The organism is Aeromonas sp. HMWF016, from assembly GCF_963878195.1.
GTDB lineage: Bacteria > Pseudomonadota > Gammaproteobacteria > Enterobacterales > Aeromonadaceae > Aeromonas > Aeromonas lacus.
Window position 1 is genome coordinate 12,247 of record NZ_CAWNWX010000110.1, and the last position, 20,769, is coordinate 33,015.

19 protein-coding genes are annotated in these 20,769 nt (G+C 61.3%); 13 read left to right on the forward strand and 6 right to left on the reverse strand.

Going from position 1 to position 20,769, the window contains the following annotated elements:
- Positions 1 to 53: 53 nt before the first annotated feature.
- Complete coding sequence (locus AACS24_RS18335) at positions 54 to 1,304, reverse strand: methyl-accepting chemotaxis protein (protein ID WP_108571574.1); 1,251 nt, start codon at positions 1,302 to 1,304, stop codon at positions 54 to 56.
- Positions 1,305 to 1,336: 32 nt separating this feature from the next.
- Between AACS24_RS18335 and AACS24_RS18340 the strand changes: the two genes are divergently transcribed.
- The 11 genes from AACS24_RS18340 (at position 1,337) to AACS24_RS18390 (ending at position 15,490) form a co-directional block, all read left to right on the forward strand.
- Entirely contained in the window at positions 1,337 to 2,155 is an 819-nt protein-coding gene (locus AACS24_RS18340) for a potassium channel family protein (RefSeq protein ID WP_108571575.1), read from the forward strand.
- A 152-nt stretch (positions 2,156 to 2,307) separates the two neighbouring features.
- A complete protein-coding gene (locus AACS24_RS18345; protein WP_108571576.1) occupies positions 2,308 to 2,913 on the forward strand; it encodes a TIGR04211 family SH3 domain-containing protein in 606 nt (201 codons plus the stop codon).
- A gap of 329 nt (positions 2,914 to 3,242) precedes the next feature.
- The gene (gene putA / locus AACS24_RS18350) at positions 3,243 to 6,407 is read left to right on the forward strand and encodes a bifunctional proline dehydrogenase/L-glutamate gamma-semialdehyde dehydrogenase PutA (protein ID WP_108571577.1); all 3,165 of its coding nucleotides are present in this window, start codon (positions 3,243 to 3,245) and stop codon (positions 6,405 to 6,407) included.
- A 255-nt stretch (positions 6,408 to 6,662) separates the two neighbouring features.
- The gene (gene nudC, locus AACS24_RS18355; RefSeq protein WP_108571578.1) at positions 6,663 to 7,442 is read left to right on the forward strand and encodes an NAD(+) diphosphatase; all 780 of its coding nucleotides are present in this window, start codon (positions 6,663 to 6,665) and stop codon (positions 7,440 to 7,442) included.
- Between the two features lie 180 nt (positions 7,443 to 7,622).
- The gene (gene hemE, locus AACS24_RS18360) at positions 7,623 to 8,690 is read left to right on the forward strand and encodes a uroporphyrinogen decarboxylase (protein WP_005354434.1); all 1,068 of its coding nucleotides are present in this window, start codon (positions 7,623 to 7,625) and stop codon (positions 8,688 to 8,690) included.
- 111 nt (positions 8,691 to 8,801) lie between these two features.
- Positions 8,802 to 9,731 (forward strand): ROK family protein, encoded by a 930-nt coding sequence (locus AACS24_RS18365; RefSeq protein ID WP_108571579.1) that lies wholly within the window; start codon positions 8,802 to 8,804, stop codon positions 9,729 to 9,731.
- Positions 9,732 to 9,811: 80 nt separating this feature from the next.
- Positions 9,812 to 10,822: an erythrose-4-phosphate dehydrogenase gene (epd, locus tag AACS24_RS18370; protein WP_108571580.1), complete on the forward strand. Its 1,011-nt coding sequence runs from the start codon at positions 9,812 to 9,814 to the stop codon at positions 10,820 to 10,822.
- A gap of 61 nt (positions 10,823 to 10,883) precedes the next feature.
- On the forward strand, positions 10,884 to 12,047 hold the full coding sequence (locus tag AACS24_RS18375) for a phosphoglycerate kinase (protein WP_108571581.1): 1,164 nt from the start codon (positions 10,884 to 10,886) through the stop codon (positions 12,045 to 12,047).
- A 115-nt stretch (positions 12,048 to 12,162) separates the two neighbouring features.
- On the forward strand, positions 12,163 to 13,242 hold the full coding sequence (gene fbaA, locus AACS24_RS18380; RefSeq protein ID WP_033112775.1) for a class II fructose-bisphosphate aldolase: 1,080 nt from the start codon (positions 12,163 to 12,165) through the stop codon (positions 13,240 to 13,242).
- Positions 13,243 to 13,400: 158 nt separating this feature from the next.
- On the forward strand, positions 13,401 to 14,705 hold the full coding sequence (locus AACS24_RS18385; protein ID WP_108571582.1) for an NAD(P)/FAD-dependent oxidoreductase: 1,305 nt from the start codon (positions 13,401 to 13,403) through the stop codon (positions 14,703 to 14,705).
- A 194-nt stretch (positions 14,706 to 14,899) separates the two neighbouring features.
- Positions 14,900 to 15,490, forward strand: coding sequence for a hypothetical protein (locus AACS24_RS18390; RefSeq protein ID WP_108571583.1), 591 nt, complete (start codon positions 14,900 to 14,902; stop codon positions 15,488 to 15,490).
- A gap of 63 nt (positions 15,491 to 15,553) precedes the next feature.
- Here the strand turns inward: AACS24_RS18390 and AACS24_RS18395 are convergent, their stop codons facing one another.
- The 4 genes from AACS24_RS18395 to cutA form a co-directional block, all read right to left on the reverse strand.
- Positions 15,554 to 15,967 (reverse strand): hypothetical protein, encoded by a 414-nt coding sequence (locus tag AACS24_RS18395; RefSeq protein WP_108571584.1) that lies wholly within the window; start codon positions 15,965 to 15,967, stop codon positions 15,554 to 15,556.
- 79 nt (positions 15,968 to 16,046) lie between these two features.
- Positions 16,047 to 16,538, reverse strand: a complete 492-nt coding sequence (locus tag AACS24_RS18400; RefSeq protein ID WP_108571585.1) for a GNAT family N-acetyltransferase — start codon at positions 16,536 to 16,538, stop codon at positions 16,047 to 16,049.
- Positions 16,528 to 18,312, reverse strand: a complete 1,785-nt coding sequence (locus AACS24_RS18405) for a protein-disulfide reductase DsbD (protein WP_108571586.1) — start codon at positions 18,310 to 18,312, stop codon at positions 16,528 to 16,530. Before AACS24_RS18405 ends, AACS24_RS18400 begins: the two co-directional genes overlap by 11 nt.
- Positions 18,309 to 18,626 (reverse strand): divalent-cation tolerance protein CutA, encoded by a 318-nt coding sequence (gene cutA, locus AACS24_RS18410; RefSeq protein ID WP_042029703.1) that lies wholly within the window; start codon positions 18,624 to 18,626, stop codon positions 18,309 to 18,311. Before cutA ends, AACS24_RS18405 begins: the two co-directional genes overlap by 4 nt.
- 218 nt (positions 18,627 to 18,844) lie before the next feature.
- Between cutA and AACS24_RS18415 the strand changes: the two genes are divergently transcribed.
- On the forward strand, positions 18,845 to 19,195 hold the full coding sequence (locus AACS24_RS18415) for a hypothetical protein (RefSeq protein ID WP_041210630.1): 351 nt from the start codon (positions 18,845 to 18,847) through the stop codon (positions 19,193 to 19,195).
- Between the two features lie 106 nt (positions 19,196 to 19,301).
- Here AACS24_RS18415 and AACS24_RS18420 read toward each other — a convergent pair whose 3' ends face one another.
- A complete protein-coding gene (locus AACS24_RS18420; protein ID WP_108571587.1) occupies positions 19,302 to 19,751 on the reverse strand; it encodes a PACE efflux transporter in 450 nt (149 codons plus the stop codon).
- Between the two features lie 135 nt (positions 19,752 to 19,886).
- Between AACS24_RS18420 and AACS24_RS18425 the strand changes: the two genes are divergently transcribed.
- Entirely contained in the window at positions 19,887 to 20,768 is an 882-nt protein-coding gene (locus AACS24_RS18425; RefSeq protein ID WP_108571588.1) for a LysR family transcriptional regulator, read from the forward strand.
- Position 20,769 lies beyond the last annotated feature (1 nt).

Consider the following 20,769-nt stretch of genomic DNA (forward strand, 5'->3'; position numbering starts at 1 on the left):
TGGTGGTGATATGAAAAAAGGCCCCGCAGGGCCTTTCTGTCTATTCACAGTGGTCACGCCAGCTTGAAGGACTGGATCTGGCCATCCAGCTCCTGGCTGTGCTGCTCTACCAGTACCGAGGCCTCTTGCAGTTCGCGCAGCACTACCACGGAGCCTTCGGCAATCTGCTTGACCTGCTCCAGATTGCCGCGCATCTCCTCGGCCACCGAGCTCTGCTGATCGGAAGCGGCAGCGATGTGGCGGTTCATGTCGGCCACGCCCTGTACCCGCTCCACTATGGTGGCGAGCTGATCGCCCGCCTGGGTCACCTGGGCAACCCCCTTGTCGGCCTGCTGCACGCTCTGGGCCATCAGCTCGCCAGCCTGACGGGCATTGCCCTGCAGCTGTTCGATCATCTTCTGGATCTCGACGGTGGCAGCTTGAGCCCGGTTGGCCAGCTCGCGCACCTCGGAGGCCACCACGGCAAAACCGCGGCCCGCTTCACCGGCGCGAGCCGCCTCGATAGCGGCGTTCAGTGCCAGCAGGTTGGTCTGCTCCGAGATGCCGCGAATGGTATCGACTACCGAGCCAATTCGCTCGACCCCGTGCTCCACTTCGTTGACCACGCTGGCGGAGCGCTGGATGTTGCCGGAGAGGGTATCGATAGTGTTGACGGTCTCGGCCACGCAGCGGCTCCCCTCTTCGGCCAGCTGGCTGGTCTCGGCAGTGGCCTGGGAGGCCTGATCGGCATGAGAGGCCACCTCGCGAATGGCGCCGACCATCTGACTCATGGCGCTGGCCAGCTGCTCAATCTGGGCGAACTCTTCGCTGATCGCCTCGTTGGCCTCCTCCATGCAGAGGGTCACCTGGGAGGCGATGTCGTTGAGCTCCTTGCAGGCGGCGCGCTGGCTGCCAAAGACTGCTTTCAGATTCTCCTGGGAGTGGGAGACCGCCTTGGCGATGTCACCGAACTCGTCGCGGGAGCGGAGCTGCACCTTGTGGCTGAGGTCACGCTTGGCGAAACGCTCCAGCAGATCGACCAGATAGTGCACCTGCTTGACCATCAGACGGGAGCCGGTCATCAGCAGGATAACGAACAGCAGCCCCATGATGGTGGTCTCCATCAGGCCGCTCCAGAGCAGGCGGTCGGCAATGGCGTTGGCTTTCTCCGGATCCAGCCCCTCGGTGAGCAGGGTGGCCTCCAGATTGTTGGCATCAAACCAGAGTTTGGTCAGTAGCAAAATGGTACTGATCACCATCAGCAACACCACTTTCGGCACCAGCCGAATGTTGCTCATCCGCTTCTCCAGCAGGTTCAACTGCATCGTAAAATCTCCTTTGAAAATCGCTTTTTCCTTTGCCCTCAAGGCTATCGGCATTATCTTCTCTTTTATTAATTTGCACTGTGTTTAAAGTTGGAAAATGTATGCGGCATCACTTAACTCACTTGCGGGCGATGGATTTGCTGATGGCATTTCTGTCGATAGTCTCGGTGTTACTGGTCACGGCCCGCTGGTGGGGTCATGCGAGCATCACCCCACAGACCCTGCAGCTCTTCTATGACCTCGACAGTCTGATCTGCTACTTCTTCCTCGCCCACTTCGCCTATGGCTGGCTCAGGGCGCCCGATCGCAAGGCATTTTTCATGGCCAACTGGATCTATCTGCCGGGCAGTCTGCCGATGGTGGAGCAGCTGCGCTGGGCCCGTCTGCTCCAGCTGTGGCGGGTCTATCAACTGTTCAGGGAGCACCCGGATCTCTGGGCCATGTTCCGCCGCGAGCGCAACGAGACCACCCTCTCCGGCATCCTCTTCCTCTTCTTCCTGTTGCTGGGGGTGGGCTCCGGCGTGATGTACTGGATCGAGTCGGGTCAGCCCGGCAGCGAGATCCAGACCCCCTACGATGCGTTCTGGTGGACGCTGGTGACCCTGTCGACCGTAGGCTACGGCGATCTGGTGCCGCGGACGGAGGAGGGGCGCTTTGTCGCCAGCCTGTTGATCCTGTTCGGGGTTGGCCTGTTTGGTGCCATCAGCGGTTTCATGGCCAGCATCTTTTTGCAGCCAGCCAAGGAGAGCGAAACCGACAAGTGGCGTCACCACTACAACAACCAGCAGGAGCAGCTGCTGCGCGAGTTGCGGGCGCTGCGTGACGAGGTGCGCGAGCTCAAGAAGAAGTAAGGTTGTCGCACGGGAGCGCAAGTTGCGAGCCAGCTCCCAGCTATCGGTTGTGGCAGAGCAGGGGAGGTGCTTTTTCTTTGCTTGTCCTTTAACCTGCTGGCGGCTTAACATTCAACCTCTTGTCCAAACCTGAAAAAGAGAATCGATCAACCATGCGCGCCCTTCTCGGGATTCTTATCTGCTTGTGTGCCCAACAGGCACTGGCCGATACCCGTTATGTTTCAGACAACATCTTTACCTTTATCCACAATGGTCCGGGTACCCAGTACCGGATCCTCGGTAGCGTCAAGGCTGGTGAACCGCTGGAGGTGAAGGCGGTGAACGGCGAGGCCGGTTTCACTCAGGTGGTGGACGGTCGCGGCCGTGATGGATGGATCAAAAGCAGCGAACTGCAGAGCCAGATCAGCCTGCGCGAGCAGCTGCCGCAGGTAGAAAAGGAGCGTGACGAGCTCAAGGCCCGCCTGCAAAACCTCAACGGCGACAACGAGAAACGCTTCGCCGAGAAGGATGGCCAGATCGCCGCCCAGAGCAAGGAGATTGCCGCCCTCAAGGCCCAGCTGGTCAGCCAGGGTGAAGAGATGAACAATCTCAAAGAGCAGAACGACGCCCTGACCCAGAGCTACGATAACCAGGAGCACGACATGCAGATGGACTGGTTCATCCGTGGTGGTGCCATGGTCGGTGCCGGTATCCTGCTTGGCATCCTGTTGCCCATGCTGCCCCGCCGTCGCAGCCGTAGCGATCGCTGGATGAACTGACAGCATCTGGCTGAATGAATTGATGAGAAGGGTCGCCGTGGCGGCCCTTCTTTTTTTGGGCGCATTGGGGATATCCGCTATTGGGCGGGATGCGTGGCTGCTTTGCGACAGGGCGGTGGCAGATCGTATACAAAATGAAGTCAGATGACCCTCATGTTTATTGGCGGGCTGGCTTCAAAAGGGAATGAATAGGGTGAATTAGCGATCTTTGTTAAAGAGTGGCAACAAATTCATTTCATATAGGGTGCAACATTGTATACATTATCGGCGTTTCGGCGGCGCGTCCGCCTTTGTCGATATCAGCCCTCGGGCGTACAGGAAGACCCCCTATGTTCAAAGCTACTCAAGTGCTTGCTGCTGACTATATCCCCTCCGATCTGGCCGCCCTGCGCGAAGCCATCACCCAGAACTACGTGGTGGATGAAAATGCCTATCTGGCCGAACTGTCGGCCATGCTGCCGGGGGATGGCGCCGCGCTGGAGCAGGTGACCCAGCGTGCCCGCACCCTGGTGACCAAGGTGCGCAAGGAGAGCGGCTCCGGCGACGGCATCGACGCCTTCTTGCAGGAGTACAGCCTGGATACCCAGGAGGGGATCATCCTGATGTGTCTGGCCGAGGCGCTGCTGCGCATTCCCGATGCCGAGACCGCCGACGCCCTGATCAAGGACAAGCTCTCCGGCGCCAACTGGTCCTCCCATTTCCGCAAGAGCGACTCTACTCTGGTCAACGCCTCCACCTGGGGGCTGATGCTGACCGGCAAGATCATCAAGCTGGACAAGAAGCTCGACGGCAACCCGGCCAACCTGCTGGGGCGCATGGTCAACAAGCTGGGCGAGCCGGTGGTGCGCTCTGCCATGTATGCCGCCATGAAGATCATGGGCAAGCAGTTCGTGCTGGGGCGCGACATGAAAGAGGCGCTCAAGGCGAGCCGTAAATCCCGCGAGCTGGGCTACACCCACACCTACGACATGCTGGGTGAGTCGGCGCTGACCATGCAGGATGCCGACAAATACCTGACCGATTATCGCAACGCCATCGAGGCGGTCGGCAACGAGCGGATCAGCGACGGCGGCCCGGCCCCCTCCATCTCCATCAAGCTCTCGGCGCTGCATCCGCGCTATGACGTGGCCAACCGCGAACGGGTGCTCGGCGAGATGTGCGAGCGGCTGGTGGGGCTGGTGCGTCTCGCCCGCGACAAGGATGTGGCCATCAGCATCGATGCCGAGGAGATGGACAGACTCGAGCTGTCGCTGGACTTGTTCGAACAGCTCTACCGCTCCGACGCCAACCGTGGCTGGGGCAAGCTCGGCATGGTGGTACAGGCCTACTCCAAGCGTGCGCTGCCGGTACTCTGCTGGCTCACCGCACTGGCCCGCGAGCAGGGTGACCTCATTCCGGTTCGCTTGGTAAAAGGCGCCTACTGGGACAGCGAACTGAAATATGCCCAGCAGGCGGGCCTGCCCGGCTACCCGCTCTTTACCCGCAAGGCGGGCACCGACATCTCCTACCTCGCCTGCGCCCGCTACCTGCTGAGCGAGCCGACCCGCGGCTTTATCGCCCCCCAGTTCGCCACCCACAACGCCAATACCGTGGTCAGCATTCTGGAGATGGCCGGTGATCGCCAGTTTGAATTCCAGCGCCTGCACGGCATGGGCGAGGAGCTGCACAACGCGGTGCTGAGCGACAATCCCGGCCTGCACTGCCGCATCTATGCGCCGGTCGGCGCCCATAAGGACTTGCTGCCCTATCTGGTGCGCCGCCTGCTGGAGAACGGGGCCAACACCTCCTTCGTCCACAAACTGGTGGATCCCAATACCCCGGTGGACTCGCTGGCCGAGCATCCGCTGCGCACCCTCAAGCGCTACTCCGGCTTTGCCAACGACCGCATTCCGCAGCCGGTGAACCTGTTCAGCGACCGCAAGAACTCCAGCGGCGTCAACATGAACATCCTCTCCATCCAGCGCCCCTTCTTCGCCCGCTTGCAAGAGCTGGAGAGCAAGCAGTGGCTGGCGGGCCCCATCGTCGATGGCGAGACCCTCAAGCGCAGTGAGGCGCGCACCGTGCTGAGCCCGCAGGATGTGAGCCTCACCGTCGGCAAGATCCACTGGGCCGACGAGCAGGCGGTGGAGCAGGCCTTGGCATCTGCCCACGCTGCCTTCCCGCGCTGGCGTGAAACCCCGGTGAGCGAGCGTGCCGCCGCGCTGGAGAAGCTGGCTGATCTGCTGGAAGCGAACCGCGAGCAGTTCGTCTCCCTCTGTACCCGCGAAGCGGGCAAGCTGCTGCAAGATGGCATCGACGAGGTGCGTGAAGCGGTCGATTTCTGCCGCTACTACGCGGTGCAGGCCCGCAGCCTGATGGGGCAGGCGACCCTGCTGCCAGGCTACACCGGCGAGCAGAACGAGCTGTTCCTGCAGGGGCGCGGGGTGTTTGTCTGCATCAGCCCGTGGAACTTCCCGCTGGCGATCTTCCTCGGCCAAATCGCAGCTGCGCTGGCCACCGGCAATACCGTCATCGCCAAACCGGCGGAGCAGACCGGCCTTATTGCCCATCTGGCGGTGACTCTGGCCCATCAGGCCGGTATTCCGGGCGACGTGCTGCAACTGCTGCCCGGTGATGGTGCTACAGTCGGCGCCAAGTTGACGGCGGATCCGCGCATCGGCGGCGTCTGCTTCACCGGCTCCACCGAGACCGCCAAGCTCATCAACATGACCCTGGCCCAGCGCGATGGCGCCATCCTGCCACTCATCGCCGAGACCGGCGGCCAGAACGCCATGATCGTCGACTCCACCGCCCTGCCGGAGCAGGTGGTGCGCGACGTGGTGAGCGCCGCCTTCCAGAGCGCCGGTCAGCGCTGCTCGGCCCTGCGGGTGCTCTACCTGCAGGAGGAGATCGCCGAGCGGGTGCTGGAGATCCTCACCGGTGCCATGCAGGAGCTGAAAGTGGGCAACCCGGCCGAGCACAACACCGACGTCGGCCCGGTGATCGACGCCGATGCCAAGGCCGGTCTCGATGCTCACCTCGCCTACATGATGCCGCGCGCTCGCCTGATTGCGCAGGCGCCGATGCCGGCCGCGACCATGGAAGGGCACTTTGTCCAGCCGACCGCGCTGGAGATCGGCTCCATCCGCGAGCTGGCCAAGGAGCAGTTCGGCCCCATCCTGCACGTGGTGCGCTACGCCACCCGGGATCTGGACAAGGTGATCAGCGACATCAACGGCACCGGCTACGGTCTGACGCTGGGGATCCACAGCCGCAATGAATCCCACGCGGAGGAGCTGGCGAGCCGCATCAACGTGGGCAACGTCTACATCAACCGCAACCAGATCGGCGCCATGGTCGGGGTGCAGCCATTCGGCGGGCAGGGGCTCTCCGGCACCGGTCCCAAGGCGGGCGGCCCCCACTATCTCGGGCGGTTTGTTACCGAGAAGACCCGCACCATCAACACCACGGCGGTGGGTGGCAACGCCTCCCTGCTGGCGATGGGCGATGCCTGATCGGTGCAGCGAAAGAACGACTGACAGCAGGCCGCCTTCGGGCGGCCTCTTTGTTGATGTGCTCCTCTTGCTCGCCGGTTTTGGCCCCGGCGGGGCGAAGATCGGAGGCGATTTTGTTATGGCGGCGGGGTCGTCAGTGGCGCTTGCCAGTCGTAAGATGGGGCCCATTCGCGCTATTTTGCCCCTGCTGCAGCCTGCTGCAGCCTGCTGTGACCGTGGCGTTGTTTAATCTGACTTAACGAGAGTGTTTATCCGATGTCATTAACTGAACAAGCTCGCTGGTTTGTCGTGGCGGGTGACCATCAAATCCTGCTCGATGAGGCGGGTCAGGTGCCCAAAGGCGTGAAGGCGTGCCTGCCCGCAGCGCTGGCCGGTGCCCGTTTCGAGCGTTTTGACGAGTGGAAGGGGCTGCCCTGCTATCTGCTGGATCTGGGGGCTGAGGCCGACACGACTATGATGGCCCCTCTGCGCCAGCTGATGGTGGCAGGGGATGAAGAGGGCTTTCGTCTCGCGGGCCGAGCCTGGCAGCTCGTTACCTTCCGCCGCACCCACCGTTTTTGCGGCGAGTGCGGCGCCCCCATGACCCCGAAGGCGGGGGAGTGGGCACAGGTGTGCCAGCAGGGGCACAGCGTCTATCCGCGCATCTCCCCCTGCATCATAGTGGCGGTGCGCAAGGGGCCGGAGATCCTGCTGGCGGCCCATCGCCGTCACTATCAGGCGGACGATCCCATGTATACCGTGCTGGCTGGCTTCGTGGAGGCGGGGGAGAACCTCGAGCAGTGCGTGGCTCGGGAGGTGTTCGAGGAGAGCGGCATCCGGGTGCGCAATGTGCGCTATGTGGCGAGCCAGCCCTGGCCCTTCCCCCACAGCCTGATGATGGGTTTTACCGCCGACTACGAGAGCGGCGAGATCAAGGTGCAGGATGACGAACTGGTCGCCGCCGCTTTCTTTGCCGCCGACCGGCTGCCGCGCTTGCCACCCCACGGCACCATTGCCCGGCGGCTGATCGAGTTGTCACTGGCTGGCGAGGGGTAACAGCGCTTATCTTTTCGCCAACCTTTTTGCACTTCTTTTTAAAAACGGGGCGGTCAGGTTTGCGCCCCTTCACATCTTTGCAACCGATCACCCATTTGCCACGTTTTGGGCAGTCCGCTTGACTGGGCAAAGTGGTATTATGACCGCCATTTTATGCGTGATATGAATTCAGGAACTGGGATGAAAGAGCTGAAGAACGATCGATACCTGCGCGCTTTGCTGCGTCAGGATGTAGACATGACGCCGGTATGGATGATGCGCCAGGCAGGGCGCTATCTGCCGGAATACAAGGCGACTCGCGCCCAGGCGGGGGATTTCATGTCCCTGTGCCGCAATGCCGAGCTGGCCTGTGAAGTCACCCTGCAGCCGCTGCGCCGCTACCCGCTCGATGCCGCCATCCTCTTCTCCGACATCCTGACCGTGCCCGATGCCATGGGACTGGGTCTCTACTTCGAGCAGGGTGAAGGCCCGCGCTTCGAGCGCCCGATCACCTCCATGGCCGACGTGCAGGCGCTGCCCATTCCGGATCCGGAAGATGAGCTGGGCTATGTGATGAATGCGGTGCGCACCATCCGCCGCGAGCTGAAGGGCGAAGTGCCGCTGATCGGCTTCTCCGGCAGTCCATGGACCCTGGCCACCTACATGGTGGAGGGGGGCAGCTCCAAGGCATTCACCAAGATCAAGCAGATGATGTACGCAGAGCCGCAAACCCTGCACCTGCTGCTCGATAAGCTGGCCGACAGCGTAATTAGCTATCTCAACGCCCAGATCAAGGCGGGTGCGCAGGCTGTCATGGTGTTCGACACCTGGGGCGGCGTGCTCACCCCGCGTGATTACCGCGACTTCTCCCTGCAGTACATGCACAAGATTGTCGATGGCCTGATCCGCGAGCACGACGGTCGCCGCGTGCCGGTCACCCTGTTTACCAAGAACGGCGGCCAGTGGCTGGAGCAGATCGCCGCCACCGGTTGCGATGCGCTGGGTCTGGACTGGACTACCGACATTGCCGACGCCAAGCGTCGGGTCGGTGACAAGGTGGCGCTGCAGGGCAACATGGATCCCTCCATGCTCTACGCTACCCCGGCTCGCATCCGTGAAGAGGTCGCCTCCATTCTGGCCGGTTTCGGCCACGGCAACGGCCACGTATTCAACCTCGGCCACGGCATCCATCAGGATGTGAACCCGGAACACGCTGGCGTGTTCGTCAACGCGGTACACGAGCTCTCCGCCCAGTACCACGGCCGCTAAGGCCGGGGTGAGAGAAGAAGAGTTTGTTTGATATCCGGGGCCGCAAGGCCCCGTTTTACATTAAAAATGGCGCTGCGACGACGAGCGCGTGGCGTCCGTGCAGGAGGCAAGATGAGCAGCAAGTCACTGGATTGGGGTATCGATCTTGGCGGTACCAAGTGTGAATGCGTGGTGCTGGATGGCGACGAGGTGCTGCTGCGCCACCGCATCCCCACCGAGCGGGCGGGCGGTTATGAGCATATGATCGGCCAGATCGCCAAGCTGGTAGCTGAGTGCGCCGAGAAGATTGGCCAGCGCCCGACCGTCATTGGCATGGGCACGCCGGGGGCGCGGGATCCGCAGACCGGCCTGATGAAGAACTGCAACACCACCGAGCTTAACGGCAAACCGTTCAAGGAGGATCTGGAGCGTAAGCTGGGCGTGCCGGTGCTGATTGCCAACGATGCCAACTGCTTCGCGCTGGCAGAAACCCATCTGGGGGCGGTGCGCCAGCACCATCCCGATGCCAAGGTTGTATTCGGCATCATCATGGGCACCGGGGTCGGCTCCGGCATCGTCATCAACGGCCGCATTCTCAACGGTCATCACGGTATCGCCGGTGAGTGGGGCCACAACGTGCTCTCTCCCGACGGCCCCGAGTGCTACTGCGGCAAGCACGGCTGCGTCGAGACCCTGATCAGCGGCCCGGCGCTGGAGGCCTGGTACGAGGCCAAGGCCAAGCGTCGGCTGTCGCTGGCGCAAATCGCGGCCGCCACCGCCCACGATCATGTGGCCAAGCTCACCATCGACCGGCTGCACCTGCTGTTTGGTCAGGCGCTGGCCAATGTGGTCAACATTCTCGACCCGGATGTGATCGTCATCGGTGGCGGGGTGGGCAACGTGCAGAGCCTGTACAGTGTGGGACGGGAGACTATTTTGCCCTTCCTCTTTAATCCCCGTTTCAGTGCCCCCATTATTGCTCCAGCCCTTGGCGACAGTGCCGGGGTGTTCGGGGCGGCCCTGCTGGCCCGCGGTGAATTCAAGGATGCCCTGCTGTCGTGAGCCGGGCCCGGGCAGCCGGTCGGCTGCTCTTTTCTCTAGCCCATGCGCTAGCAAATCTGTGGTAAGGAACTGGCTGCCAGATGATCAAGATTGCCATCAACGGTTACGGACGGATCGGCCGCAATGTATTGCGAGCCCTCTACGAGAGCGGGCGCGACAAGACCATCAAGATCGTCGCCATCAACGAGCTGGCGGCCCCCGAAGCCATGGTGCATCTGACCCGCTTCGATACCAGCCACGGCCGTTTTCACTATCCGGTGCAGCTGGCTGGCAACAGCATGCTGGTGGGGGAGGATCTCATCTCCCTGTTTGCCGAGCGGGATCCGTCGAACTTGCCGTGGCGGGCGCTGGGGGTGGATGTGGTACTCGACTGCACCGGGGTATTTGGCTCGCGGGCCGATGCCGAACTCCATCTGGCGGCGGGGGTGGGCAAGGTACTCTTCTCTCATCCGGCCGAAGCAGATGTGGACGCCACCATCGTCTACGGGGTCAACCATCAGGTGCTGACCGGACGGGAGCGGATCGTCTCCAACGCCTCTTGTACCACCAATTGCGTGGTGCCGGTGATTGAAACATTGCATCGAGAATTCGAGATAAATTGTGGTACTATTACGACAATTCATTCGGCCATGCATGATCAGCAAGTCATCGATGCCTACCACAGTGACTTGCGCCGAACCCGCGCTGCCAGTCAGTCCATCATTCCGGTGGATACCAAGCTGGCAAAGGGGCTGGAGCGTATCCTGCCCCACTTCGCCGGCAAGTTCGAGGCGATCGCGGTGCGGGTGCCGACCATCAATGTAACAGCGATGGATCTGAGTATTACTGTTCGTAAAAAAGTGACAGTTAGTGACGTAAATCAAGCCCTGCAACGGGCATCCAGAGGTACATTACACGGTATTCTGGATTACACGGAAGAACCGCTGGTCTCCGTAGACTTCAATCATGATGCGCACTCATGCATCATTGATGGTACCCAGACCCGGGTGAGCGATGCCAACCTCGTCAAGATGTTGATGTGGTGCGATAACGAATGGGGCTTCGCAAACCGGATGCTGGATACCACCCGGGCCATGATGGTTGCAGGCTGAGCCTGCCCCGGGCGAAAGGTTACTGTTTTTAACATTACCTGGAAAATATAGAGGACTGAATATGTCTGTTATCAAGATGACTGACCTGGATCTGGCGGGCAAACGCGTTCTGATCCGTGCTGACCTGAACGTGCCGGTAAAAGACGGCAAGGTCACCTCCGATGCACGTATCGTCGCTACCCTGCCGACCATCAAGCTGGCTCTGGAAAAGGGCGCCAAGCTGATGATCACCTCCCACCTGGGTCGTCCGACCGAAGGCGAGTACAACGAAGAGTTCTCTCTGCTGCCGGTTGTCAACTATCTGAAAGACGCTCTGTCCTGCCCGGTTCGCCTGGCCAAGGATTACCTGGATGGCGTAGAAGTCGCTGCCGGTGAGCTGGTTGTGCTGGAAAACTGCCGTTTCAACAAAGGCGAGAAGAAGAACACCGAAGAGCTGGCCAAAAAATACGCCGCCCTGTGTGACGTCTTTGTAATGGATGCGTTCGGTACTGCTCACCGCGCCGAAGGTTCCACCTACGGTGTGGCTCAGTTCGCTCCGGTAGCTTGTGCCGGCCCGCTGCTGGCTGGTGAACTGGAAGCGCTGGGCAAAGCCATGCTGAAGCCCGAGCGCCCGATGGTTGCCATTGTTGGCGGCTCCAAGGTTTCCACCAAGCTGACCGTACTGGAATCCCTCTCCAAGATCGCTGACCAGCTGGTCGTCGGTGGTGGCATCGCCAACACCTTCATCGCTGCTGCCGGTCACAACGTCGGCAAGTCCCTGTGCGAGCACGACCTGATCGACACCGCCAAGAAACTGGCTGCCGAAACCGACATTCCTGTGACCACCGACGTGGTCGTGGGTGCCGAGTTCTCCGAGTCCACTCCGGCCACCATCAAGTCTGTTAACGATGTGACCGACGGCGACATGATCTTCGACATCGGCCCGGATTCTGCCAAGGCTCTGGCTGACATCATCATGAACGCCAAGACCATCCTGTGGAACGGCCCCGTCGGCGTGTTCGAGTTCGACCAGTTCGCTGAAGGCACCAAGATCATCGCCGAAGCCATCGCTGCTTCTCCGGCCTTCTCCATCGCTGGCGGTGGTGACACCCTGGCTGCCATCGACAAGTTCGGCATCGCTGACAAAGTCTCCTACATCTCCACTGGCGGCGGCGCCTTCCTGGAGTTCGTAGAAGGCAAGGTTCTGCCGGCTGTTGAGATTCTGGAACAGCGCGCCAAAGCCTAATTGACCCGGAACGGGGGGCAAAAGCCTCCCGTTTCGTTTATCATGTGCCCGCTGTGCCGGTTCATGATGAACCCCCCATTTTTTATTAACGGCATACGAGACAGGACGATTAAACATGTCTAAGAAAATTTTCGACTTCGTAAAACCCGGCGTGATCACTGGTGATGACGTTCAGAAAGTGTTCGCCATCGCTAAAGAGAACGGCTTCGCTCTGCCGGCCGTAAACTGCGTTGGTACCGACTCCGTGAACGCCGTACTGGAAGCTGCCGCCAAGGTTAAAGCGCCGGTTATCGTTCAGTTCTCCAACGGTGGTGCCGTGTTCACCGCTGGTAAGGGTCTGAAGCTGGAAGGTCAGAAAGCTGCCATCCTGGGTGCCATCTCCGGTGCCAAGCACGTTCACGCTGTTGCCGAAGCTTACGGCGTGCCGGTAATCCTGCACACCGACCACGCTGCCAAGAAGCTGCTGCCGTGGATCGACGGTCTGCTGGAAGCGGGCGAGAAGCACTTTGCTGAAACCGGCAAGCCGCTGTTCTCCTCCCACATGCTGGATCTGTCCGAAGAGTCTCTGGAAGAGAACATCGACATCTGCTGCGAGTACCTGACCCGCATGGCCAAGATGAACATGACTCTGGAGCTGGAACTGGGTTGCACCGGTGGCGAAGAAGACGGCGTCGACAACAGCCACATGGATCAGTCCGCTCTGTACACCCAGCCGGAAGATGTTGCTTACGCTTACGAGCGTCTGTCCAAGATCAGCCCGCGTTTCACCATCGCTGCCTCCTTCGGTAACGTACACGGTGTATACAAGCCGGGTAACGTCAAGCTGACCCCGTCCATCCTGGACGCTTCCCAGAAATACGTTTCCGAGAAGTTCGGTATTCCTGCCAAGTCTCTGGACTTCGTATTCCACGGTGGTTCAGGTTCCACTCTGGAAGAGATCCGCGAGTCCATCTCCTACGGCGTAGTGAAGATGAACATCGACACCGACACCCAGTGGGCAACCTGGGAAGGTCTGCTGCACTTCTACAAGAAGAACGAAGCTTACCTGCAAGGTCAGCTGGGCAACCCGGAAGGTGCCGACAAGCCGAACAAGAAGTACTACGACCCGCGCGTATGGCTGCGTGAAGGTCAGACTTCCATGATCGCTCGTCTGGAGAAAGCATTCTCCGACCTGAACGCCATCAACGTACTGTAATTCGTTACAGCACCTTGATTGCATGAAAAGGCGCCCTTCGGGGCGCCTTTTGCATTTCTGTGATCCGCGGCAGCTGGTTTGCCGTGCCGTAGCTGGGTATTATCGAAACAAGTTTGCTTATTTTATTAAACAATTTGCAACAAGGCAGGATGCTGAACATGCAGGCAGGAAAGCACATCGGATATCAGGAGCACGCGGCCTCCTACTACGCCGCGACCCGCAACGATCCGCAGCAGTGGCCGGAACTCGAGGCCGAGCTGAAAGCGGATGTCTGCATTATCGGTGGCGGTTTTACCGGCCTCAACACCGCCATCAACCTGGCTGATGCAGGCTACAAGGTGGTGCTGCTGGAGGCCAACCGCATCGGCTGGGGGGCCTCCGGGCGCAACGGTGGCCAGCTTATTCGCGGTATTGGTCACGATACCAGCCAGTTTGCCCGCTGGATTGGTGAGGAGGGGGTACGCGAGCTCGACCTGATGGGGCTGGAGGCGGTGCAGCTGGTGCGCGAGCGGGTCGAGCGCTTCAATATCGAGTGCGACCTCACCTGGGGTTACTGCGATCTGGCCACCCGTCAGCGCCATCTGGCCGGCTTCGAGGAAGATCTCGACCATCTGGCGAGCCTCGGCTATGAGCACGAACTCAAGCTGGTGCCACGCGAAGATATCCATAGTGTGGTGGGGTCGGATCGCTATATCGGCGGCCTCATCGACATGGGCTCCGGCCATCTGCATCCCCTCAATCTGGCGCTCGGTGAGGCTCGTGCGGCTGCCAGCCTCGGGGTTTCCCTGTTTGAACACTCCAGAGTGACTCATATCGATTACGGCAAGCAGGTTGAAGTGACCACCGCCCACGGCCGTGTCACTGCTGACTATCTGGTGATCGGCTGCAACGCCTATCTCAACGACCTCAATCCGGAGCTGGGAGGGCGGGTGCTGCCGGCCGGCTCCTACATCCTTGCCACCGAGGTGCTGGATCGCCGCTTGCGCCAGCGCTTGCTGCCGCAAAACATGGCGGTGTGCGATCAGAACGTGGCCCTCGACTACTACCGCCTCTCCGCCGACGGTCGTCTGCTGTTCGGCGGGGCCTGCAACTACTCGGGAAGGGATCCCCGCGATATCAAGGCCTTCATGTTGCCCAAGATGCTGCGGGTCTTTCCCGAGCTGGCTGGCACCGCCATCGAGTTCCAGTGGGGCGGGATGATCGGGATCGGCGCCAACCGGCTGCCGCAGATTGGCCGCTTGAAGGTTCACCCCAACGTGCTCTATGCCCAGGCCTACTCCGGCCACGGTCTCAACGCCACCCATATGGCGGGCAAGCTGGTAGCCGAGGCAATCCGCGGCGAGAGCCGGGGTTTCGATCTCTTCGCCAGCGTGCCTCACATCACCTTCCCGGGTGGCCCGGCGCTGCGCTCTCCGCTGCTGGCGCTGGGGATGCTGTGGCACCGTTTCAAGGATATCTTCTGAGTCACTGGCGGGGCACTGTGCCCCGCCAGCCCTTGTTTATAGCGGCACTGCACTAGCGCACAGCCTGATAGACCAAAACATGCGTTAGCGCCAATCCCTTCCGGTTGGCGCTATCTTTTAGGTGTGAGAGTTATGCCGGGTCAGGCGAACAAGAGCGGGTTCGCTGACAGAAAAAGATGTGAAGGAGGGGCGGGATGGAGATGAATGTGGTCGCGTCAGGCGGGCCCAGCCCGCTGGTGCAACGGCAGGGATCTTCTACCGCGCAGCCATTGGCGAGGACGACGCTGTCATCATCAACTGGCAGTGACAGCCGGATGGTGCGCGACCTTGGCTCTGTACTCGATAATCTCGGACTGTCGTCGAAAAGAGAAGGGGGCGGCGGGAGCAATATTTCAATCAAGGACTCGCTGGAGGCGTTCATCAATACCATGATGGGAGCGCTGCAACAGCAGCAGGAGCAACAGCTGGCGTTGCAGCAACAACAGCGGCAAGAACAGGAGCAACGAAAGATTGCGCTCACCGACAACAGCGAGAGCCCGCTGAAACGGGATCTGGCGCGTCTGCTGGAGACGCTGGATCAACCAGGCGGGAAGGACAAAGAGAGCAGCCAAGGGGGGCAGAACGACGCGATTGACCCCTTGCAGAGCCAGCTGACCAAGCTTCTGGAGAGCAGCGGTGCGGCAGATAGCGGGATCACCCTCAAGGATGTGCTGTCGGGGTTGGCCAGCAAGCTGCCGGGTGAACCCGCAGAGCGGAAAGGGTATCGGGTCGATACCCAGGTCTGAGCTGGTCAACCACGGCAGAGCTGCCGTTGCCGAGCTTGCAGAGAGTAAGGGGCGGGCAGCCCTTTATTGCGCCGGTTCAGCCAGCCGCCACCCCTGTTCACTTTTCATCATCCACACCTCAGCCTCTTGCGGCAGTACCTGACCCGCTTCGAACTCGCCATATTTGCGCTCAAGCTCCATCAGTCCCATCTCCTGCTGGAAGGGGCCGACACGGTCATAAATCAGATCTTCATCGTGCAGCACCTGCAGCTGATCCAGTCCCTGCTTGAAGTGAAGCTGGTAGCTCACCTTGACCAGATAGATTCCCTCCATCCGCTCCTCCTTGCCGAGGATGGTGAAGTCACTGATATCGAACAGGTTGGCATCCGTTTCGGCCAGCAACTTGGCGGTAACCTGCTGGCGGATAACATCTTCTCCGGGCCCTGCACTACAACCAAACAGCCAGAGGGCCAGCAGGGGGATGAACCACTTTTTCATCAAAACTCCGAACAGGTGCAAAAAGAGCAAAACGGGAGGGCAGATTGTGCCACGCGAACGGGCGGTGGCAAACCTCGGCTCACGGTTCCAGTGCGCGTTCCAGCACGATGGCCTCGGCCCGATAGCCGGCCAGCTCGCGACGATAGCACTCGGTGAACCCTCTGCGCTGCCAAAAAGAGAGTGCGGATTCATTGCTGGCAATGATCGACAGGCGAAGCCGGGTGGCTCCCCATGAGCGCGCCAGCGAGCAGGCGTGGCGATAGAGCGCCTGACCACGACCAGCACCTTGCCAGGGTTCCCCTACCAGCAACAGCCCCAGATAGGCGGTGGTCGGGTCGGGATAACCACGCAGCAGATCCACCACCGCGGTCAGCTCCCCCTCTTCCCAGTGGCCGATGAGATGCTTGGCAGAGAGCGGCAGGCCGGGTGGACAGGCTACCAGCTCCTCTTCTGCGGCATCTGGGGAGAGGGGCTCATCGCTCACTGCCGCCTGATAGGACGGGGCCAGTTCAAGCAGACGTTGCAAGGCCGGCGCATCGCTTGCCTGCAATCGGCGCAGCTCACTTGGCATTGCTGACCCTGTCGAGGTGAGCGAGGAACTCCGCCGGCCCCATAAAGCCGGTGACCCGCTGGCCTGTCAGCTCCTTGCCCTCACGGTCGAAGAAGATGAGGGTCGGCAGCCCGAGTACATTGAGGGTGTTGAGCAGCTCGACATCGGCATCGTCGTTGGCCGTGACATCCGCCTGCAGCAGTACCATCTGGCCGAAACGCTCGCGCACTGCCGGGTCGCTGAAGGTCTTGTGCTCGAACTCCTTGCAGGCGACGCACCAGTCGGCGTAGAGGTCGAGCAGCACCGGCTTGCCACGGGCGGCAGCCAGCTGCACTTTGAGATCAGCCAGCGTCTTGATGCGGACAAACTGCGGAGCACTCTGGTTGGTGCCCGTCGTGACCGCGCCGGTAGCGGGCGGTTGCAGCAGATCCTTGCCCACCACTACGGCGCTGATCATCGCCAGCAGCAGTACAAAGCCGCGCAGGCTCTTGGCCACCGAGTGGGGCTGGTGCTGGTTGTGATGATAAAGGTAGCCGCACAGCAGCAGCCCCCAGCCAAGCCAGGCCAGGGTGGTGATCTGATCGCTCCAAAGCCTTGAGAGCAGCAGGATCGGTACCGCCAGCAACGCGAAGCCAAACAGCTGCTTGATCACATCCATCCAGGCCCCCGCCTTGGGCAGCAGCTTGCCGCCCGAGGTGCCGAGCAGCAGCAGCGGTAGCCCCATCCCGAGCGAGAGGGCGTAGAGCGCCGCAGCGCCAAGCCAGAGATCGCCGCTCTGGGCCACGTAGATCAGCGCCCCCGATAGCGGCGCCGTGGTGCAGGGGGAGCAGACCAGACCGGAGATCATTCCCATGATGGCGACCCCGGCCACCGAGCCGCCGTGCTGGCGGTTGGAGAGGCCGGAGAGCCGGGTTTGCAAGCTGCTCGGCAGCTGCAGGGTGTAGAGCCCGAACATGGAGAGGGCGAGCAGCACAAACATCGCCGAGAGGCCGATCAGCACGTAGGGGTGTTGCAGCGCAGCCTGGAACTTCAGCCCTGCCGAGGCAACCACCAGTCCGAGCAGGGTGTAGGTCACCGCCATCCCCTGTACATAGACCATGGAGAGCAGGAAGGCGCGGCCGGTGGAGAGGCGATGACCGGCGCCGGCGATGATGCCGGTCAGAATGGGGTACATGGGGAAGACGCAGGGGGTGAAGGCGAGCCCCAGCCCCAGCGCGAAGAAGGCGGCGACACTGAGCCAGAAGCCCTGGCTGCCGAGGGCGGCGGCCAGCTGATCCTGCTGACTGAGTGACGGGTTGGCCGCCTGCGCGTTATCCGTGCCAGATGCGGCGAGCTGGGCAACCTCGATCAGCTTGTCGGTCGGCGGGTAGCAGAGACCATCGGTACAGCCCTGATAGGTGAGGCGCAGGGTAGCGTGCTCGCCCACCTCTCGCAGCGGCACGGCTATGGTCACCTGTTGGTAGTAGACCCGGGTCTTGCCGAAGAAGTCATCCTCATGCTCGCTCCCCTCCGGCAGCGCCGGGTCGCTGAAGGTGAGGTTGGTTCCCTTGAAGCGCAGGCTGTGGCGATAGAGGTAGTAGTCGTCAGCGATGTTGAGGGTCAGCAGCAGCTGATCACCCCGCTGTTCGCTCTCGAGACGAAACGCCTCATCCACCTTGAGGAACGTCGGTTTGGCGTTCGCCGCAAGGCCGAGGGAGCCGAGAATATCGGTGCCACTGGCCCGGGCCGGCGCGAGTCCGGCCGTGGCCAGCGTCAGCAGCACCAGCAGGAGGGTGAACAGGCGACTGCACATCATGGTGTCTCCTCCTTGAGCCAGTCGAGGTAGGCGGGCAGGCCGGCGCTCACCGGCAGGGCCAGCAGCTCGGGCACCTCATAGGGGTGATGGGCCAGAATGCACGCCTGCAGTTCGGCAAAGAGCGGCTGACGGGATTTGATGACGAGCTGGATCTCGGTTGCCCGCTCCACCTTGCCCTGCCAGCGGTAGACGGAGGTGACCCCCGGCAGCTGATTGATGCAGGCGGCCAGCTGGCGGTTCAGCAGCTGTTCGCACAGGAGGTCGGCACTGGTTTGGTCGGGGCAGGTGCAGAGCACCACAATGGCATCGGTCATAACGGAGAAGTTCGCCTCGATGAATAAGCTGGCGGGACACCCTTTTGTTGCAGAAATATCCCGAAAATCAGCGGCTACTATACCCCAGAGCCGGAGCAAATAGCATCTGGCGCCATTTGTGAGCGAACGCCGAAAATTAGTGGGGGGCATGAGATAGACGCTGTCTCGGGGACAGGGCAGAATGAGCGGGATTGTTCCCTATCGACGTAAGGAAATGTATGACCCAACAGAATGAGCAGCAGAGAAACCGCATGTTGAGCCTGCTGCGCGAAGGTGAGCGCCGCATGTTGGTTCAATTGGCCGGGCTGCTGCGCACGACCGCCGATGAAATCAATGCCGAGCTGGAGAAAGAGGAGTTGATGGGAACCCTTGAGCAGCCCATCACGGTGGAGTATCTCAACGGCGTGGTGCAGCACCATCTGTTCGAGCGCAAGCACAAGGGTGACATGGCAGTGGCCCAGCAGATCCTGAGCGACTACCAGAACGAACTGGAAGCCCTGCAGGCCGCCCAGGCCCAACAGGAGAGCGAAGAGGCCGAGAGCAGCGAAGCCGCCAAGGCTCAGGCCTGATCCCCTGCCGCTGACCACCCGGTCAGCGCGTCCCGACCTCCTCTCCGGCACCATCATTACGTTTCATGATGGTGCCCTGTTTTTACCTTTTGTTGCCGGTCTCTCTTCAACCCAGTGCATTCTGCTGCAGGTGCGGCATCGACTCGCCCGGGATCGGGAATACCTTGTCGTAAACCCAGTTGTAGACGAAGGCGTAGACCAGATAGAAGGCAACGAAGCCCAGATCCAGCACCAGCGCCTCCAGCATGCTGACGTTGAGCCACCAGGCCATGGCCGGCAGGGCCACGGTCAGGAGACCCCCTTCGAAGCCGATGGCGTGCACCACCCGCTGCCAGACACTCTTGTAGGTGTGGCCCTGATATTTGAGCAGCAGCTTGTCGACCCCGATGTTGTAGATGTAGTTCCAGAGGGTCGCCATCACCGAGAAGAAGAGCGCCAGCGGCCCCATGTGGCTGAGGTGAATGCCGGTCGCCCAGCTGGCCAGCGGGGCGGCAATCAGCAGGCCAATCACTTCAAAGCCGATGGCTTGGCGGATGCGGTCGTTACGGGTACGCATAAATCACTCTCTTGAACAGTTACGTTGAAAACATGGGGACAATCTATCGCCAAATTGCGATGGTTTCACGTTGGTATCTATCGCTAAAATAGATAGATGACTGGCCTGTCGGGATCCAAAAAGAGGAGTAGAAGGGTGAATCCATCGCTGGAACAACTGAAAATCTTGCTGGCCGCCGCCGAGAGCGGCTCCTTCTCCGCCGCTGCCCGCAAGCTTGGCAAGGCACAGTCGGTGGTGAGCAGCGCCATCGCCAATCTGGAGATCGATCTGGGGCTAACCCTGTTTGACCGCAGCGGTCGCTATCCGCAGCTGACTGAGGCGGGGGCGCGCATGGTGCAGGAGGCGGGTATCCTGCTGGCGCAGAGTGAGCGGTTGCAGTCCATTGCCGGCGAACTGGCTGCCGGTGTGGAGTCGCGCCTGACCCTGGCCATCGACGATGACTCTCACCTGCCCTGGCTTGGTACCTTGCTGGAGGAGTTTGCCACCCGCTATCCGACCGTGGAGCTGGAGCTGCTCTTCCCGCTGATGGAGGATGTGACCGAGATGCTGGTGACCGGCCGGGCCCAGCTCGGCATCAGCTACCAGAAGGTGCATCCCCAGCGGGAGATCGTCGCCCGTTCGCTGGGGGAGGTGACCATGCCGCTGGTGGTGTCACCGGATCATCCATTGGCCCGCAAGCAGCCGCTGCGGGAGGTCGATCTGCAGGGGGCGCGCCAGCTGATGGTCACCGGACGACGGGAAGGGTGCGAGCGCCAGCGTTTTCGCATCTCGGCTCAGGTGTGGTGGGTCGAGGGGGATCTCGGGGTGCTGGAGCTGGTCAAGCGGGGCCTTGGCTGGTCCGCGGTTCCGGAATTTCTGCTGCATCAGCCGCTGAAGCGGGGCGAGGTGGTGGTGCTGGAGCCCGAATTTATCGCCAGCCATGCGTTGGCGCTGGAGTTGCAGTGGCATCGCGCCCGCCCGCTGGGGCAGGCGGGGCGCTGGCTGAAGGAGGCCCTGCTGGCGCGGGTGCCTCGCTAGC

What these genes read in the sequence shown, in the direction of transcription:
- AACS24_RS18335 (WP_108571574.1), bottom strand. Translation starts at nt 1,304, where the DNA reads ATGCAGTTGAACCTGCTGGAGAAGCGGATGAGCAACATTCGGCTGGTG.
- AACS24_RS18345 (WP_108571576.1), top strand. Translation starts at nt 2,308, where the DNA reads ATGCGCGCCCTTCTCGGGATTCTTATCTGCTTGTGTGCCCAACAGGCA.
- putA (WP_108571577.1), top strand. Translation starts at nt 3,243, where the DNA reads ATGTTCAAAGCTACTCAAGTGCTTGCTGCTGACTATATCCCCTCCGAT.
- nudC (WP_108571578.1), top strand. Translation starts at nt 6,663, where the DNA reads ATGTCATTAACTGAACAAGCTCGCTGGTTTGTCGTGGCGGGTGACCAT.
- hemE (WP_005354434.1), top strand. Translation starts at nt 7,623, where the DNA reads ATGAAAGAGCTGAAGAACGATCGATACCTGCGCGCTTTGCTGCGTCAG.
- AACS24_RS18365 (WP_108571579.1), top strand. Translation starts at nt 8,802, where the DNA reads ATGAGCAGCAAGTCACTGGATTGGGGTATCGATCTTGGCGGTACCAAG.
- epd (WP_108571580.1), top strand. Translation starts at nt 9,812, where the DNA reads ATGATCAAGATTGCCATCAACGGTTACGGACGGATCGGCCGCAATGTA.
- AACS24_RS18375 (WP_108571581.1), top strand. Translation starts at nt 10,884, where the DNA reads ATGTCTGTTATCAAGATGACTGACCTGGATCTGGCGGGCAAACGCGTT.
- fbaA (WP_033112775.1), top strand. Translation starts at nt 12,163, where the DNA reads ATGTCTAAGAAAATTTTCGACTTCGTAAAACCCGGCGTGATCACTGGT.
- AACS24_RS18385 (WP_108571582.1), top strand. Translation starts at nt 13,401, where the DNA reads ATGCAGGCAGGAAAGCACATCGGATATCAGGAGCACGCGGCCTCCTAC.
- AACS24_RS18390 (WP_108571583.1), top strand. Translation starts at nt 14,900, where the DNA reads ATGGAGATGAATGTGGTCGCGTCAGGCGGGCCCAGCCCGCTGGTGCAA.
- AACS24_RS18395 (WP_108571584.1), bottom strand. Translation starts at nt 15,967, where the DNA reads ATGAAAAAGTGGTTCATCCCCCTGCTGGCCCTCTGGCTGTTTGGTTGT.
- AACS24_RS18400 (WP_108571585.1), bottom strand. Translation starts at nt 16,538, where the DNA reads ATGCCAAGTGAGCTGCGCCGATTGCAGGCAAGCGATGCGCCGGCCTTG.
- AACS24_RS18405 (WP_108571586.1), bottom strand. Translation starts at nt 18,312, where the DNA reads ATGATGTGCAGTCGCCTGTTCACCCTCCTGCTGGTGCTGCTGACGCTG.
- cutA (WP_042029703.1), bottom strand. Translation starts at nt 18,626, where the DNA reads ATGACCGATGCCATTGTGGTGCTCTGCACCTGCCCCGACCAAACCAGT.
- AACS24_RS18415 (WP_041210630.1), top strand. Translation starts at nt 18,845, where the DNA reads ATGACCCAACAGAATGAGCAGCAGAGAAACCGCATGTTGAGCCTGCTG.
- AACS24_RS18420 (WP_108571587.1), bottom strand. Translation starts at nt 19,751, where the DNA reads ATGCGTACCCGTAACGACCGCATCCGCCAAGCCATCGGCTTTGAAGTG.